We start from the raw sequence: 16,665 nt of genomic DNA, 5'->3' as shown, positions 1-16,665 counted from the left end.
GAAGTCTGCACCGCGCTGCGGTGTGCGCGGCAGCGCGACGGCACCGATACCGGGCATCGATCGGTCGATCGCCGCACGAAAACGCCGCCTCATCAGCGACCGCTTACCGTGCTCGGCGCCAGGCGTGGGCGCGGGAAATCAGCAGATTCGCCCGCCGCGGAGACGAATCTTGCACGCCGCCATAACGACACAGAATATTGGAGACTTGGTACGATGCTAAAACGTGCATCGAATCGATGTGACCGAGAAATTGCATGGATTGTCCTCATAACATCTAAAACGTCATCACATGGTTCGATTTCTGTTTCGACGGTTAGGCGTGCTGTTACCGACGTTTATCGGCATTACCCTGTTGGCATTTGCCCTGATCCACCTGATTCCCGGAGACCCGGTCGAAGTGATGATGGGCGAGCGCGGCATCGATCCCGCCTCGCACGCCGCCGCGCTGCATCGGCTTGGCCTCGACCAGCCTTTGCCGCTCCAGTACTGGCATTTCGTCTCGCACGCGATACGGGGCGACCTCGGGCAATCGATCGTCACCAACACGCCCGTCCTGCAGGAATTCTGGGCGCGCTTCCCCGCCACCTTGGAACTCTCGATCTGCGCGATGATTTTCGCCTTGGTGGTGGGCTTGCCGGCGGGCGTGGCCGCGTCCTTGAAGCGCGGCTCCACACTCGATCATGGCGTCATGGGCGCGGCGCTAACCGGCTATTCGATGCCGATTTTCTGGTGGGGGCTGATCCTGATCATGTTCTTCTCCGTGAAACTCGGCTGGACGCCGGTATCGGGCCGGATTTCGGTCGAGTACGATATTCCGCACATCACCGGTTTCATGTTGATCGACGCGGCGTTTTCCGATGACGAAGGCGCCTGGCGCTCCGCCGTCAGCCATCTGATCCTGCCCGCCATCGTGCTCGGCACGATCCCGCTGGCCGTCATCGCGCGGATGACGCGCTCGTCGATGCTCGAAGTGCTGCGCGAGGACTATATCCGCACGGCACGCGCGAAGGGCTTGTCGCGGACCCGCGTGATCATCGTCCACGCGCTGCGCAATGCGCTGATTCCCGTCTCGACGGTCATCGGCCTGCAGGTCGGCACGCTGCTGGCCGGCGCGGTGCTGACCGAGACGATCTTCTCCTGGCCGGGCATCGGGAAATGGCTGATCGATGCCATCGGTCGCCGAGATTATCCGGTGGTGCAAGGCGGCATTCTCCTGATCGCGTTGTTGGTGATCTTCGTCAATTTGATCGTGGATCTGCTGTATGGCGTGCTCGATCCGCGTATCCGCCATCGCCGCTAGGAGCCACACGATGAGTCGATTGCAACCCGCTGTCGATGCCGCCGTTCCCGCGGCGGCGGAAGGCGGCCTGCGCGTACGCGCGCGGGACTTTTTCCGGCAGTTCTCCACGAACCGCGGCGCGCTCGTCGCCAGCATCCTGCTGATCCTGCTGGTGCTGGCCGCCTTGTTCGCGCCCTGGATCGCGCCGCACGATCCAATCGTGCAATACCGCGAAGCCATTCAACAGCCGCCGGCCTGGGAAGCGCACGGCAGCGCGCGCTTCCTGCTCGGCACCGACGAAGCGGGCCGAGACATTCTGTCTCGCCTGCTGTACGGTGCGCGCCTCAGCCTGATGATCGGTCTGCTGTCCGTTTTCATGGCGATGATTCCGGGCACGATACTGGGCTTGATCGCCGCGTTTTTCCCGCGCTGGATGGATGCGCCGGTGATGCGGCTGATGGACATCCTGCTCGCCCTGCCCTCGCTATTGCTCGCGGTGGCGGTCGTGGCCGTGCTCGGCCCGGGCCTGGTCAATACGATGATGGCGATTGGCATCGTCGGCTTGCCGGCCTTCACGCGATTGACGCGTGCGGCGGCACAGTCCGAGCTGCAAAAGGACTACGTCACCGCGTCGCGTCTGGCCGGTGCCGGCACGTTGCGCCTGATGTTCTCGCAGGTTTTGCCGAACTGCGCCGCGCCGTTGCTCGTGCAGGCGGCCCTGAGTTTTTCCACCGCGATCCTCGATGCCGCCGCACTGGGCTTTCTCGGTCTCGGCGTGCAGCCGCCTTCGGCCGAATGGGGCGCGATGCTCTCGTCGGCGCGCGACTATATCGATAGCGCCTGGTGGATCGTGACGATGCCCGGCCTCGCCATCCTGGTGACCGTGCTGGCCATCAATCTGTTCGGCGATGGCTTGCGTGACGCGCTCGATCCGAAGTTGCGGAGGTTACGTTGAATTCTTCGTTTGAACAGCAGGACGTCAAACCGGGCGCGAGCGGCATTGGCGAGACGCTTCTCGATATCCGAAACCTGAGCGTCGCCTTCGATGGCGCGCCCGCCGTGGAGCGCGTGAACTTCACCGTGCGCGCCGGCGAGGTCGTCGGCGTGGTGGGCGAATCCGGCTCCGGCAAAAGCGTCACGATGCTGGCGCTGATGGGGCTAATCGATGCGCCTGGCAAAGTCACCGCGGACCGTGTCGCCTTCAATGGGCAGGACCTGTTGAAAATGTCGGACCGCCAGCAGCGCCAGATCATCGGACGCGACGTCGCGATGATCTTCCAGGATGCGCAGTCGAGCCTGAATCCGAGCTACACGATTGGTTATCAGATCGCCGAAGTCTTGAAACGCCATGAAGGCTTGCGCGGCCGGGCGCTGGAGCAACGGATTCTGGCCCTGCTCGAACAGGTCGAGATTCCCGATGCGAAGAACCGGTTGAAGTCTTATCCGCATCAGATGTCCGGGGGAATGAACCAGCGGGTCATGATCGCCATCGCCGTCGCATGCAATCCCAAACTGCTGATTGCCGACGAGCCGACGACGGCGCTCGACGTGACCGTCCAGGCCCAGATCATGGCGCTGCTGCGCAATTTGCAGCGCGAACGCGGGATGGCGATGGTGCTGATTTCACACGATCTGGCCGTGGTCTCCGAAATGGCCGATCGCGTGGCGGTCATGTACGCCGGCGAGCTTATCGAACGGCAAGCGGTACCGGCCATCTTCGAGGCGCCGCGCCATCCCTATACCGCCGCCCTGCTGGCCGCCATTCCAGAACACAATCGTGGCGCGGCACGCCTGACGGCCTTGGGCGGGATGGTGCCGGGCAAGGACGATCGTCCGAAGGGCTGCCTTTTTGCACCGCGTTGCGCCTTCGTCGAGCCGGCCTGCGAAGCGGCGCGCCCCGCCGTATTGCCGCCCGCATCGCAGCCGGGGGCTGGAGCAGACGCTCGGACCGCGCCGACGACGGCGCAAGCCGAAGCGGAAGCCATGTTGCTCGATCCGACGATTCCGCTGGTACGGTGCATCAAACCGCTGTCCACGCAGCAACCAGGAGGTGCGGCATGACGGAAAGCCCTCTCGCGATGCCCACCGAGGACGACGTCGCGCGCGACACCGCCCAAGGCACGCCGGACATCGCCTTGGAAGCGCATGCGCTGTCCAAACACTATCCCGTGCGCGGCGGATTTTTCGGCGGCACGAAGACGTTACGCGCATTGAATGGCGTCTCGTTGTCGTTGGAACGGGGCCGTACGATCGGCGTCGTCGGCGAGTCCGGCTGCGGCAAGTCGACACTGGCGCGACAGTTGACGATGGTTGAAACGCCGACCGACGGCAAGCTCGTCATCGACGGCCGCACGATCGCCGAAAACGGACAGCGCCTGCCCGGCACGCACGACGCCGACTTGCGACGACGCGTGCAGATGGTCTTTCAGAATCCGTACGCCTCCCTGAACCCGCGCAAGACCATCGAACAGGCCTTGGGCGAGCCGCTGCGGATCAACACGGATCTGCATGCCGACGCGCGGCTTGCGCGTATCCGCGACATGATGCAGACGGTCGGCTTACGGCCCGAGCATCTGCGTCGCTATCCGCATATGTTTTCCGGCGGCCAGCGTCAGCGGATAGCGATCGCGCGCGCGATGATCGTCGATCCGTCGATTGTCGTCGCGGACGAACCGACCTCGGCGCTGGACGTCTCCGTGCAGGCGCAGATCCTGAACCTGTTTCTCGATCTGCAGCAGCAGTTCCGTACGAGCTATGTCTTCATCTCGCACAATCTGTCGGTGATCGAGCACGTAGCGCACGACATGATGGTGATGTATCTGGGCGCGGTGGTCGAGACCGGCGAGAAGTCGCGTATCTTCAGCCAGCCGCGGCATCCTTATACGCGGGTGCTGATGTCGGCGACGCCGGCCCTGCGCGCCGAAAACCGTCGCGATCGGATTGCGATCGAAGGCGAATTGCCGTCGCCGCTTAACCCGCCGCCCGGCTGCACCTTCCACCGACGTTGCCCGTATGCAGTGGATCGCTGCCGGACCGAGGTGCCGGTATTACGGGCGGTGGACGGTCGCATGGTGGCCTGTCATCGCGCCGAAGAAGTAGCATAAAAGCGGCGTGATCCGATCGCCGCGAAGTAAAGGCGGCGATCGCCGGGCGTAAAAAAAAACCGGACAGGCTTCGTCCGGTTTTTTAGTGCCTCGGCGCTGCGTTACACCGAGACGATTTCGCGGCAGATGTCGCCTGTCGCCACGGCCGTATTCAGCGTGTAGAAGTGCAATCCCGGCACGCCGCCGGCGACGAGACGCTGGCACATGGCCGTGATGACATCGAGGCCGAACGCGCGGATGGACGGCAGATCGTCGCCATACGACTCGAGGCGACGGACGATCCAACGCGGGATTTCCGCGCCGCACATTTCCGAAAAGCGCACCAACTGCGAAAAATTGGTGATCGGCATGATGCCCGGCACGATCGGCAAGGTTGCACCGGCAGCGCGTGCATCGTCGACGAAGCGGAAGTAGGCATCGGCGTTGAAGAAATACTGCGTGATCGCCGAGTCCGCGCCCGCATTGACCTTGGTCATGAAATGCGCGAGGTCCTGCTTCGCATTGCGCGACTGCGGATGGCATTCGGGATACGCGGCCACTTCCACGTGGAACGCATCGCCGGAATGCTGGCGAATGAAGGCCACCAGATCCGATGCATAGCGAAACTCACCGGCGTCGACCATGCCCGACGGCAGATCGCCGCGCAATGCGACGATGCGGCGGATACCCGCCGCGCGGAAGGTGTCGAGGGTCTCGGTCAAACTTTCGCGCGACGCACCGACGCACGACAAATGCGGCGCCGCCTCGATGCCTTCGGCAGCGATGGCCTTCACCGTATCCAGCGTGCCTTGCTGCGTCGAACCGCCCGCACCATACGTCACCGACATGAAACGGGGATTGAATGCGCGCAATTGCGCGCGGGTGGCGGCCAGCTTTGCCACCCCTTCCGCGGACTTCGGCGGGAAAAACTCAAACGACAGTTCGATGGCAGCCATCGACAACACCTTTCAGAAGACCGCGCCGGAAAGACCCGGAGAGGCCTGGGCAAGACTTAGACAAAGCCCGAATCGCCTTTGCCCACGCCCCAACTCAGCCCATGCCCCAGAACGAGCGCGGACAACAACCACGAGATGACGCTGTACAGCAGGGAGCCGAAAAACGCCGACCAGAAACCGCTGACTTCGAAGCCTTTCAGCAGCCAGGCAGCAAACTGGAACAGCAATGCATTGATGACGAGGATGAACAATCCTAGCGTGATCAAGGTCACCGGCAGCGTCAACAGGACGAGTACCGGACGCAGCAGGATATTGATCAGGCCCAGCACCAGCGCCACGACCAAAGCGGTCCCAAACCCGCGAATCTTGATCGACGGGATTACGTACGGCAGGATCAACAGCGAGACCGCGTTGATCAGCCAAGCCAGCAGCCAGTCCATTGAAAACTCCTTCGGCGAATGCGCCATGCACGACGGGAAACGATATGACTATCGACGCACGTCATGCATGCCGCAGGCGCTCCCCGCGTGCAACGCGGATTAGTAGCGATAATGCGCCGGCTTGAACGGGCCCGACTTCGACACATCGATGTACTTCGCTTGCGTGTCCGTCAGTTCCGTCAGATTGGCGCCGATGCGGCCCAAATGCAGACGTGCGACCTTCTCGTCGAGATGCTTCGGCAGCACGTAGACCTTGTTTTCGTACTTGTCGCCATGCGAGAACAGTTCGATCTGCGCCAGCACTTGGTTCGTGAACGAATTCGACATCACGAACGACGGGTGACCCGTACCGCAGCCCAGGTTCACCAGGCGGCCTTCGGCCAACATGATGATGCGCTTGCCGTCCGGGAAGACGATGTGGTCGACTTGCGGCTTGATGTTGTCCCACTCGTACTGACGGGTGGACGCGACATCGATTTCCGAATCGAAGTGACCGATATTGCAGACTATGGCCTGATTGCGCATGGCCTTCATGTGATCGTGATTGATCACGTGCAGGTTACCCGTCGCCGTCACGAAGATGTCCGCGCGCGAAGCGGCGTAGTCCATCGTCACGACGCGATAGCCTTCCATCGCAGCTTGCAGGGCGCAGATCGGATCGATTTCCGTGACCCACACCGTGGCGCCTAGGCCGCGCAGCGATTGCGCGCAACCCTTGCCCACATCGCCGTAACCGGCCACGACGGCGACCTTGCCGGCGATCATCACATCGGTCGCGCGCTTGATACCGTCGACGAGCGATTCACGGCAGCCGTACAGATTGTCGAACTTCGACTTCGTCACCGAGTCATTGACGTTGATCGCCGGGAACGGCAGACGGCTCTCGCGCTCCATCTGATACAGTCGATGCACGCCCGTCGTCGTTTCTTCGGTCACGCCTTGGATGGCCTTCAGACGCGGCGAGTACCAATGCGGATCCTTTGCCAGCCAGGTCTTGATCGACTTGTACAGCGCGACCTCTTCCTCGTTCGTCGGGTTGGCGATCACCGACGGATCCGTTTCCGCGCGCGTGCCCAGCACCAGCAGCAACGTGGCGTCGCCGCCATCGTCCAGGATCATGTTGGCGTGTTCGCCATTCGGCCATTCGAAGATACGGTGGGCGTAATCCCAGTACTCGTCCAGCGTTTCGCCCTTCACGGCGAACACGGCGGTGCCGTTGGCGGCGATGGCCGCGGCGGCGTGATCTTGCGTCGAGAAGATATTGCACGATGCCCAACGTACGTCGGCACCCAATGCTTCCAGGGTTTCGATCAGCACGGCGGTCTGGATCGTCATATGCAGCGAGCCGGCGATGCGCGCGCCCTTCAGGGGCTGTGCGCCGCGGAACTCATCACGGATCGACACCAGGCCCGGCATTTCGGTCTCGGCGATCGCGATTTCTTTCTTGCCCCATCCGGCCAATGCGATATCGGCGATGACGGCTTCGGCATTCGGGGTGGATTTCAATACGGCAGCGTTCATCACGCCTCCTTTTCTAAAGTGGATAGAAATCAAGACGTGAGCGCCGTTGTGGCCAGATATTGGCCCAATTGACCCGCGGCGGCACCGTCATGACGATAACTCGCCAATGTGCCAAACCGCGTTTTCCGAGCCTGGCGGGGGAAATACCCCGTCGCAACGCTCCTCGGAAGGTCAGGAATTATAGCAAATTTTTGTACCGAAAACCTTTATTGCGGATCGGGACGGGCCTCGGGATCGATCGCCGGCATGGGGGGCGGAAGGTCGTCGCGGTCCCGTCGAAGCGGGCCGCGCGTAGCGGGCGGCGCATCGACACTAAACGGCACATATCCTCTCTGACGGAACCGCAAGGTGGGATAACGCCCGTCCGGCCCGGGTTGCAGCGAGGGCTTGCGAGGCGCGACCATGAAATCGCGAACGACATTTCCACTGATGAAGTAACCGTTGCGAAAATGCACGTAGTAGTCGATTTCGTTGATACCGACGACGAGTCGGACATCTTGTGGCTCAACACCGGGCGGCAATGCGTTGAACCCTTCGATACGCTCGGCTGGCGACCACCCGCCTGGAATGCGCACGCGTTGATCCACGTGCAGACGATGAATGGCTTCGTCGGTATCGCAATGTCGATACTCTCGGGTACCGGTAATCAAGAGTCGCATATCGATCGCGTTTTTTCGGTACGCGTACTCGAAAATCGTCTCGGCGTTGAATCGCGGTTCGACCTTGATCGCCTCTCGGATCACGGTAACGGCCATCGGCAGCATCGCATGGAGCGCTATCAACCCCGCACCGCGTCGGTCAGCCAGCGCATCACGGGCTTGCCGTCGGGCAGCATAATTTTCCGTTTTTTCGGCATCTGCCACCAGATGCTTGTGCTGCGGGGGGCTCGGCACAAAACTCTCCCGGACACCGTCAATGGCCAAGCAGCTGGCCCAGAGCAGTTCGAGTCGGCGTATCGCCCTTGCACGCGTGCGGGCGCGCGCTGCCGCCGCGATCATCCGCGCATAACCATCCTCATATTGGCCGACGTAATCGGCGACATCATAAATGCACGGAACGCGTCCCCCGCGCATCTCGCGTCGATGACCCGACGCAATCGCGTCAGCACCGCTTCGACGCAGCCCACGTTGACCACCGGCCAGGTGCCGGACCATTCGACACTTTCCGCCGCCTTTCGGCGGATCGACGCAACCCGGGGGACGTGCAGACCATGCCCCTCGGTGCGCGCTATCCTGTTGGCGGACGGTATCCGCTCGGTTGGCGCTATCCCGTTCGCCAGTGCACCACCGATGGCGCCACGCAGTTGTACACCGACGCCCGCAGTGGAAGGGGGCGCGTCTGCGAACCAGGCTAGCTGATAGAACGTGCGCTCTGCTATGTAGTCGGCGCCATGCGTTTCCTCACGCCGCAGCGGATCATGAAGGGATCCAGCCCCATGGACATAGTGACGAAAGTCATACGCTGGCGCCGCGGGATCGAAACGCCCCTGCAGTCGATTGCATGCGAGCAATGCCAGCGTCACGACATTCCCCATCGATAAGACGCCCAACCCCTCCTTCAATCCGGCCATATAGCGACATCGCGCCATTTTGATGGCCTCCGCAACGCCATCGGGAGACCGGTACGTCGAGCGGCAATGACCGAACCAGGATTTCAGCAGCCCATCACGCTTTCCCTTCACCGCAGGGCGCTTCTGCGCTTGCCGCGCGGCCATACGCTCGGCGCTGCGAATGTCGTCGATCAGCAAGGGAATCAGAATGGCTTCGTATTCCGAGATCGCTTTCAGCGCGACGTAGTAACGTGCGGCATCGTCTTGGCTAAATCGATCGGTCGGAAATACGGCTTTCACGTGGCGCGCTTTTTTGAGCGCACGCTCAACGAGGCTGCTTTGCACATAAGGCCAGGCGCTGTCGACGTCGACACTGCCCCGCAGATCGATTCGCACAGCGTCCTCCCATCTGGGCAGTGTCCGCAATGGACGTGCATCGATTTCGCCAACGCTGGCGCGAAGCGGCGCCTCGCCGCCCGGGATTTCGCCGCTTGATCGCGCGTCCTCGGTAATACCGCTCTCAGTGGCGCCTGCGACCTTGACCGATTCACGTAGCGTTCTGTTCGCCGTCTCCGTACACGTCCTTGGCAGGCCAGGCGCGTATCTACCGCTTTCCACTCTATACATACGACCCCGACGAAGCACTTTTGCGATTTCTCTGACGATTAGCAATCGGCGACAGGCTTGGCGTATCGCGCGGCGGCGTACGACGCCGGATGGCAAGGCCTAGCGTGATAGCGCCTTCCGCGCTCCTTGAAAAACCTGCGTTGCGTGTACGCGCTTGAGCAGACGCCCCCGAGCCGCCTGCTGTCACGAAAGGCGCTTAGTTGGTGGGAGGATGCCGAAGCCGTAATGTGGGGAAGCGCCCATCTCGGCCCGGCCGAAACGTTGACTCAGATTGCGGGGCGACCGGTTGCGGCACGACCGGTTCAGGGGGGCGTAAATCGCGCAACGCTTGCGCTTCGAGAAAGCTCCTGTGCTGATCGATCTCGCTTTGCGTGATCATAAAGCGGACGCTTTTCCCCTTCGGACGCGACTCGGGTGTGCGGAGCTGCAATCGTGGAAAATGCCCCTGTTGTGTGGGCCCGTATGGCCGCTCGGGAGGGGGGGCGATCGGACTGCTCGAGAGATTTTCGCTCTTGACATAGCCGTTGCGATAGCGCGTTTGCAAGCCAATATCGTTTTGCCCCGACATGAAATGGACGTCTTTCTGACGAACGCCTGGCGGGAGTGCGTTGAACCCGGCAATGCGATCGACAGGCGCCCAGCCGCCCGGGACACGCAAGCGTTGATCGACACGTTGACGTTCGAAATCGTAGTCCGTTTTAAGATTCCTATATTGCATCGTTTGGACATTGACGAGCCGTCTGTCGCACGCGTTTTTCCGCTCGGCGTATTCGAAGATCGTGTCGCTAGTAAAGCGCGGTTTGACCTTTGTCGCCTCTCGGACCAGCGCGGCGGCCATCGGCAGCATCGCATGAAGTGACATAATGCCCGCGCGACTCCGGTACGCCGCCAAGTCGCGGGCGTGGCGACGCGCTTCCTGGTCGGCCGCTTTCTGTGCGTCCGCAACAAGATGCTTGTATTGCGGGCGACTTGGCACTGTCGTTGCCGCAACGCAATTGGCTACCATGCATCCAACCCAAAGCGTCTCGTTTCGACGCCACTTCCGGGCGCGCTCACGGTCACGCGCCTCAGTAATGAGCATCTGGTCGTAGAGGCCGCGATACTGACCGACATAATCCGTCGCGACATATCTAAAGTCTTGATCCACTGTTTCCGCAAATGTCTGCAGAAACTCGCACGCGGTGTTGGCGAGATCCTCGTCGCTTCCTAGTGACAATGCCTGAAATAAGGCTCTCAACCCGTTTTTATAGAAGATGGGCAAGCCGTCAAGGAATGCGGTGCGCGGATTAATGGGATCAATGCCCCGAGACGGCGCTGGCTCGCCGGTGCGGGGTGGTTCCGCAGACAGCGCCGCCGCCAATGGGGCGTCGCCATAGTCGGACCGACGCTCCCGGCGGAGTTCGCTTTCGGCGATCTCGCCATGCACTCGCGCTACAGCAAGAAAAGCCGTTTCGTAGACCGTCAGCACTTCCAATACGACATCGAGACGCGCCTCGGAAAAGGATGCGAAGGCATCGTGATAATCACCGATACGCGCGTCAATATCGCGGCGGAGCTCGCTTAACACCGTCGTCACCGACCAGGCATTCATCGCCGGCCAATTGCCAGCCGAATCCAGACTTCGCCGCAGCTTGCGAATAGCCGACCGGGGAAGGGGCACGGACTCAGGCGTTTGCTCGCCTACTTGCTCGCTGCTCTGCTGGCCTTCTTGCTCGCCGTTTGTCGCTGCTGCCACTGTCTGCGCTCCGTCCAACAGCATGCCCGACGGCGCGGCCCGCAATCGCACCGTTTTACCCGCTGCAACCACGTCCCGAATCACCTCCGCAAATTGGGCAAGCTGGAAGAATTCACGCTCGGCAATGAAGTCTTCGCCTTCCGTTCGGGAAGCGTCACCCCATGTCGGCACTTTCAGAAATCGCCGCACGTTGCGTTGGAGATCGTACTTCGATGCACTCTGTGAAAATTGCTCGGCTAGTCGCGCACAGGCGATCAGGGTCAACGTCAAATCGTCACCCAAGGACAAAACAGCAAAGGCGTCTTCCAAACCCGCTTTGTAGCGCGTTGGTGCATTTTCGAGCGCAACACCGACGCCATCGCCGTAGTCGCATGGCGCGGGGCGCATGCCGTAAAAACACCCGAACAAACCCTTCTCCTTTTTCTCCCTTTTGTCGCGGCGATGCTTCTGTTTGGATGCGATCTGCGTCGCATCTTGAATTTGTGCCTTCAACATGGGTATCAGCGCCGCTTCATAGTGCGGCAAGGCCCGCAACGCGACGTAATAACGCGCCGCATCGTCGCCTTCGAACTGATCCCACGGGAACACGTCGCTCACTCGGCGCACCCGACGGAGCGCGCGTTCGACCATATCCGGATCCAGTCTGGGCCACATGCCATGAAGCCTGATGCTCTTTCGAAGATCGATCGCGGCTGCGTCCTGCCATGTCGGCATGGCAGGCATGGGCGGCATGGACGAAAGCGACGCCGTCGCCGATATATCGATGCTGTCGTCGATCGGCGACGCCACGGCTCTGCCGGAAGTGGCACTAGACCACACATCGCGTTCGACATTTCTCTCTGCCGTCTTTGTCAAACTATGCGTCCGCGCCCCATCCTCGTCCGCCACTTCGACGCAGGTTCTGGAACCTGCGCTCGCTTCACCGCCAACACCTGCTCTAAACATGAGGCTCCGACGAAGCACTTCTTCGTAATTTTCGCTGAAACAAACAGTGGCGCGCACGACGTTTCGCGTCACGCCCCCGATAAAACCCACTACGTGACGCTGCGCAAATATGCGCCGTACGATACATCCATCCCTCGGAGCGCGTGCCCCTCAGTGACGGATCCTCGCGCCGGCTTCGCGCGTGTCGAAACTGCTCTGTGCATAGACGTTTTCGCCGAATCTTTCAGCCATTCTGACCGGCTCAGAGAATACGTTTTCCACCGGAATGCTCGGCTCCGAGAACATGTCCCGACCACCACGACTGCCGAATCCAAAAGCGAGCCTTGGATAATTTCGTGCCTCGCTTTCTATCCCGATCGCTCCGCCCGAGTACGAATCGAAACCGCTCGACGCCGTCACCAAGCTACCGATCCGGCTAGTGATATCTGCTTCGTAGCCGCGCCCCGAAACCTCCTCGTCCCGCACGTGGCTGGCGACACGGCTGTCAAGAGGGTCATATCCGCTTGCGAACGACGCCAGCTCCTTTCGCCGTGCCTCACGAGACGTCGAGGGACGCATCGAGGTGGAAGCGGGAACGTTTTTCGACGGCGCCGAACGGCTTTTCATCAATTTCGCCGCACGCGATGATCGACTATCTTGCGCCTTCGCGACTGACCTGACCTCACCTAGTCTGAGCCGGTACCGGCGAAGGGGCGACACCACGGCGTCCCTGTCTTCGTGAATGGCGCCACGGAGCGATTCGACCGCCTCGATCTGGGCCCGACCTTTTGTCCAACCTTTCACCGCGCTCTTACGCGCATTGGTCGCCGCCAGAGTGATCGTCTCGACCGACCGTATAACGTCGTCATTGAGGATTCTTTCCACCTCCACTATTTCGTCCGGCTCGAGCAGGGGACTTGGCACCCCCAATCGCCACGTTGCTTGCGAGAGCCGCCACATCGTGTCCTCCAGGTATAAGGACGGGCAACTTTCCTGTATGACTTCAGCCGCTCTCAGAAAGTCCGCAATACGCGCCAACATCGCGCAGAATGCGCTTAGATCATCACCGGTGCCGCTTCCCATACCCGCACGCTGCCATGCAAGCCGCGCTTGTTCCTCCAAAGCACCAGGGTCGCCGCCCTGGCGCCAATCGTTCACCGCCGCGCACGCATCACACGAGCCACACCTGCTATCCGAACCCGAATTTTGACAACCCACTGCGCCTCCTTGACGTCACGCTGTATGTGACGTGATGCCCAACGATACGCAAATCAAACGAAATCGGACAGCTAGCCGTATGGACTAAATATTAATGAAGCAATTTATCTTTGCGAATAGGGCAGCCGCAACGCTGTATTTACTTAACAATCAATTTTTTGTTCTCCTACCCGACGCGATTCGGATGGCAGCAGGTATCTTTCTCAGGCGACACACCGCAAACTATAGTATGTAATGCAAACTATAGTGACATCCCCGGGCATCGCCGATCCTCGGATAACCGCGTCATACACTACAGGCGAGGGCAATGCATTTTCTTTCCCAGTTACTCCGAACCAAACCGCTTGAATGGGCTCTAAGACATCAGGCCACTAGTGACTCGACGCAGCCCGCACTGGCCCGATCGCTCGGCGCGCTGGATCTTGTCATGCTGGGCATCGGCGCCATCGTCGGCACGGGAATATTTGTATTGACCGGTACGGGCGCGATGATGGCAGGCCCAGGCCTCAGTCTGTCGTTTGTCGTCGCGGCAATCGCTTGCGGCTTGGCCGCTTTGTCGTATGCGGAGTTCGCTTCTTCGATCCCCATCGCCGGCTCGATCTACACCTACACGTATATTGCGATCGGTGAGCTGGCCGCCTGGTTGATGGGGTGGATTCTGGCATTGGAGTATGGGCTCGCAGTCTCAGCCGTTTCCATCGGGTGGTCGGGCTACTTCCAATCGCTATTGAATGGATTCGGCGTCGTGTTACCCATTGCACTGCAAGCAGCGCCCGGATCCATCCCTGGCGTCGCAACGCTGATCAACCTCCCCGCGTTTCTGGTGGTCATGGTGATCACGTCCCTGCTGGCGATCGGCATCCACAGTACGTCAAAGGTCAATAACGTCATGGTCGCCGTCAAGATCGGCGTCGTGCTGCTCGTGATTGGCGTCGGTGCGTTCTATGTTCGCCCGGAAAACTGGCAGCCTTTTCTTCCGATGGGGCTGGGCGGCGTATTCCAGGCTGCCGCGATCATGTTCTTCGCCTATATCGGATTCGATGCGGTCAGCGGGGCTTCGGAAGAAGTCAAGGAGCCGAAACGGGATTTGCCGATCGGCATCATCGGCTCGCTATTGGTCTGCACGATCTTGTATATCGGCGTGACGATCGTGTTGACCGGGATCACACCGTGGCGGGATTTCGCGGGCATCACGCACCCGGTATCGCTGTCGTTCCAACAAGTGGGCGTCTATTGGATGGCCGGCTGCATCGACTTGGCAGCCGTCGTCGGCATGCTGACGGTGATGCTCGTGATGGCCTATGGACAGACCCGGCTGCTGTTCGCCATGTCGCGCGACGGGCTGTTGCCCCCTGCTCTGTCAAAGGTCCATCCGCGCTTCAAGACCCCTTATCTGGCGACTTGGCTCGTTGGCCTCGTGTTCGGTCTAATTGGAGCCCTCGTGCCGTTGCAGAAACTCGCGGAACTGGTCAATTTCGGTACATTGACGGCTTTCGGCATGGTCTCGGCGTGCGTCATCGTGATGCGACGTACCCACAAGGATCTTCCCCGCGGTTTCCGCTGCCCCAGCGTGCCTGGGATTCCGGCAGTCTCAATCGCGATGTGCCTGTTTCTTCTCGCACAGTTACAGGCACTGACCTGGATCGCATTTGCCGTGTGGGTGACGGTCGGCCTGATCGTCTATTTCGGCTATGCCCGCACGCGGGCTCATATCGGCAGCACGTGATATCGCGATGAACCCGCCGCGCATGCGGCGGCCTGGGGGGCTCGCGTCCGAGCCAAAAAAGCAAAACGCGCCATGTTGAGCACGAGGCCCTGCATGGCGCGTTCGGTCGCGCATCCTCGCCGTAGACATCTTGGGCGAAGCGGGATCCGACGAAGGATAAAGGCTTATCCTTCGCCTATCGGGATTTAGCGCTTGATGCCGGCGGCGTCCGCCAACACAGCAGCCTTGTCCGTCGCTTCCCAGGTGAACTCCGGCTCTTCGCGGCCGAAGTGGCCATACGCAGCGGTCTTTTCATAGATCGGGCGCAGCAGATCGAGCATCTTCACGATACCCTTCGGGCGCAGGTCGAAATGCTCACGAACCAGCTTCGTGATGACGTCATCGGCCACTTTGCCCGTGCCGAACGTATTCACCATCACGGACGTCGGCTCGGCCACGCCGATTGCGTAGGAGACCTGGATCAGCGCCTTCGATGCCAGGCCTGCGGCCACGATGTTCTTGGCCACATAGCGGCCGGCATACGCTGCCGAACGGTCGACCTTCGACGGATCCTTACCGGAGAACGCGCCGCCACCGTGCGGCGCCGCACCACCGTAGGTGTCGACGATGATCTTACGGCCGGTCAGGCCGCAATCGCCTTGCGGGCCACCAATCACGAAACGGCCCGTCGGGTTGACCAGGAACTTGATGTCGCCCTTGATCAGTTCCTTCGGCATCACCGGCTTGATGATTTCCTCGATCACGGCTTCACGCAGGCGACCCAGCTCGATGTCCGGCGAGTGTTGGGTCGACAACACGACGGTGTCGATCGAGTGCGGCTTGCCATCGACGTAGCGAACCGTGACCTGCGACTTCGCATCCGGGCGCAGCCAGTTCAAACGGCCGTCGCGACGCAGATCCGCCTGACGCTCGACGAGGCGATGCGACAGGTAGATCGGCAGCGGCATCAATTCGGGCGTTTCGTCGCAGGCATAGCCGAACATCAGGCCCTGGTCACCGGCGCCTTGGTCGAGATTGTTGTCGTGCGCGCGGTCCACGCCTTGGGCGATATCCGGCGACTGCTTGTCGTACGCGACCAATACCGCGCAACCCTTGTAGTCGATGCCGAAGTCGGTATTGTCGTAACCGATTCTCCGAATCGTATCGCGGGCGATCTGGATATAGTCGATATTCGCCGTCGTCGTGATTTCACCGGCCAAGACCACCAAACCGGTATTGCACAGCGTTTCGGCAGCGACACGCGCATATTTGTCCTGGGCCAGGATGCCGTCAAGAATCGCGTCGGAAATCTGGTCGGCGACTTTGTCGGGATGGCCTTCGGAAACAGACTCGGAAGTAAACAGATAATCGTTTGACACTTTGCAACACTCCCTTGCGGAACATTAATCGGTTACGAGAGGACATTTGGCACGTCACGTAGCCGACTCATTCGCTTTTTTGAGGTGACAAGCACCTCAGGGAGGCTGCAAAGCGGCGACGCTTTAGCGGTTTTTTTCGCGATCCTCGGCGCTGGCGACGTACAGATGCCTGCCCCGGTGGACCGCCTTCGCCCCGCAAGTTGTCCGTTAACTCGGCGAAGAAGGTATAACGGTTATTATAGCGACTTT

General features: G+C 60.8%; 13 protein-coding genes and 1 riboswitch. Of the genes, 5 read left to right on the top strand and 8 right to left on the bottom strand.

The features are described from left to right. The first annotated feature begins 289 nt into the window (after positions 1 to 289). Genes ABEG21_RS01950 through ABEG21_RS01935 form a run of 4 tightly spaced genes read left to right on the top strand, consistent with a single transcriptional unit; the run spans position 290 to position 4,383 of the window. On the top strand, positions 290 to 1,300 hold the full coding sequence (locus ABEG21_RS01950; protein WP_347555607.1) for an ABC transporter permease subunit: 1,011 nt from the start codon (positions 290 to 292) through the stop codon (positions 1,298 to 1,300). Between the two features lie 10 nt (positions 1,301 to 1,310). Then, complete coding sequence (locus tag ABEG21_RS01945) at positions 1,311 to 2,234, top strand: ABC transporter permease subunit (RefSeq protein WP_347555606.1); 924 nt, start codon at positions 1,311 to 1,313, stop codon at positions 2,232 to 2,234. A gap of 44 nt (positions 2,235 to 2,278) precedes the next feature. Next, complete coding sequence (locus ABEG21_RS01940) at positions 2,279 to 3,340, top strand: ABC transporter ATP-binding protein (protein ID WP_347556580.1); 1,062 nt, start codon at positions 2,279 to 2,281, stop codon at positions 3,338 to 3,340. Continuing rightward, positions 3,337 to 4,383, top strand: coding sequence for a dipeptide ABC transporter ATP-binding protein (locus tag ABEG21_RS01935; RefSeq protein ID WP_347555605.1), 1,047 nt, complete (start codon positions 3,337 to 3,339; stop codon positions 4,381 to 4,383). The genes ABEG21_RS01940 and ABEG21_RS01935 overlap by 4 nt, the downstream gene beginning before the upstream one ends. 101 nt (positions 4,384 to 4,484) lie before the next feature. Here ABEG21_RS01935 and metF read toward each other — a convergent pair whose 3' ends face one another. The 7 genes from metF to ABEG21_RS01900 form a co-directional block, all read right to left on the bottom strand. Then, positions 4,485 to 5,318, bottom strand: coding sequence for a methylenetetrahydrofolate reductase [NAD(P)H] (metF, locus tag ABEG21_RS01930; protein ID WP_347555604.1), 834 nt, complete (start codon positions 5,316 to 5,318; stop codon positions 4,485 to 4,487). 56 nt (positions 5,319 to 5,374) lie between these two features. Then, positions 5,375 to 5,758 (bottom strand): phage holin family protein, encoded by a 384-nt coding sequence (locus ABEG21_RS01925; protein WP_347555603.1) that lies wholly within the window; start codon positions 5,756 to 5,758, stop codon positions 5,375 to 5,377. Positions 5,759 to 5,857: 99 nt separating this feature from the next. Next, on the bottom strand, positions 5,858 to 7,279 hold the full coding sequence (gene ahcY / locus ABEG21_RS01920) for an adenosylhomocysteinase (RefSeq protein WP_347555602.1): 1,422 nt from the start codon (positions 7,277 to 7,279) through the stop codon (positions 5,858 to 5,860). A 31-nt stretch (positions 7,280 to 7,310) separates the two neighbouring features. After that, positions 7,311 to 7,450, bottom strand: a riboswitch (S-adenosyl-L-homocysteine riboswitch). A 35-nt stretch (positions 7,451 to 7,485) separates the two neighbouring features. Then, on the bottom strand, positions 7,486 to 8,172 hold the full coding sequence (locus ABEG21_RS01915; RefSeq protein WP_347555601.1) for a hypothetical protein: 687 nt from the start codon (positions 8,170 to 8,172) through the stop codon (positions 7,486 to 7,488). A 101-nt stretch (positions 8,173 to 8,273) separates the two neighbouring features. Next, the gene (locus ABEG21_RS01910) at positions 8,274 to 9,224 is read right to left on the bottom strand and encodes a hypothetical protein (RefSeq protein WP_347555600.1); all 951 of its coding nucleotides are present in this window, start codon (positions 9,222 to 9,224) and stop codon (positions 8,274 to 8,276) included. Between the two features lie 427 nt (positions 9,225 to 9,651). Further along, positions 9,652 to 12,192 carry a hypothetical protein gene (locus ABEG21_RS01905; RefSeq protein WP_347555599.1) on the bottom strand — a complete coding sequence of 847 codons (2,541 nt, stop codon included), beginning with the start codon at positions 12,190 to 12,192 and terminating at the stop codon, positions 9,652 to 9,654. 93 nt (positions 12,193 to 12,285) lie between these two features. Then, complete coding sequence (locus ABEG21_RS01900; RefSeq protein WP_347555598.1) at positions 12,286 to 13,272, bottom strand: hypothetical protein; 987 nt, start codon at positions 13,270 to 13,272, stop codon at positions 12,286 to 12,288. 454 nt (positions 13,273 to 13,726) lie between these two features. Here ABEG21_RS01900 and ABEG21_RS01895 point away from each other — a divergent pair, with 454 nt between their 5' ends. Then, on the top strand, positions 13,727 to 15,058 hold the full coding sequence (locus ABEG21_RS01895) for an amino acid permease (protein WP_347556579.1): 1,332 nt from the start codon (positions 13,727 to 13,729) through the stop codon (positions 15,056 to 15,058). A 185-nt stretch (positions 15,059 to 15,243) separates the two neighbouring features. On the opposite strand, the gene metK is transcribed toward ABEG21_RS01895, so the two are convergent. Further along, positions 15,244 to 16,416, bottom strand: a complete 1,173-nt coding sequence (gene metK, locus ABEG21_RS01890) for a methionine adenosyltransferase (protein WP_347555597.1) — start codon at positions 16,414 to 16,416, stop codon at positions 15,244 to 15,246. Positions 16,417 to 16,665 lie beyond the last annotated feature (249 nt).

It is taken from the genome of Robbsia sp. KACC 23696 (assembly GCF_039852015.1).
Taxonomy (GTDB): domain Bacteria; phylum Pseudomonadota; class Gammaproteobacteria; order Burkholderiales; family Burkholderiaceae; genus Robbsia.
Note: the sequence above shows the minus strand (reverse complement) of the source record. Positions and strands in the feature narration are given on the sequence as shown.

Excerpts from the sequence above, each read along its gene's own strand:
- ABEG21_RS01950 (WP_347555607.1), top strand. The coding sequence starts at position 290 with ATGGTTCGATTTCTGTTTCGACGGTTAGGCGTGCTGTTACCGACGTTT.
- ABEG21_RS01945 (WP_347555606.1), top strand. The coding sequence starts at position 1,311 with ATGAGTCGATTGCAACCCGCTGTCGATGCCGCCGTTCCCGCGGCGGCG.
- ABEG21_RS01935 (WP_347555605.1), top strand. The coding sequence starts at position 3,337 with ATGACGGAAAGCCCTCTCGCGATGCCCACCGAGGACGACGTCGCGCGC.
- metF (WP_347555604.1), bottom strand. The coding sequence starts at position 5,318 with ATGGCTGCCATCGAACTGTCGTTTGAGTTTTTCCCGCCGAAGTCCGCG.
- ABEG21_RS01925 (WP_347555603.1), bottom strand. The coding sequence starts at position 5,758 with ATGGACTGGCTGCTGGCTTGGCTGATCAACGCGGTCTCGCTGTTGATC.
- ahcY (WP_347555602.1), bottom strand. The coding sequence starts at position 7,279 with ATGAACGCTGCCGTATTGAAATCCACCCCGAATGCCGAAGCCGTCATC.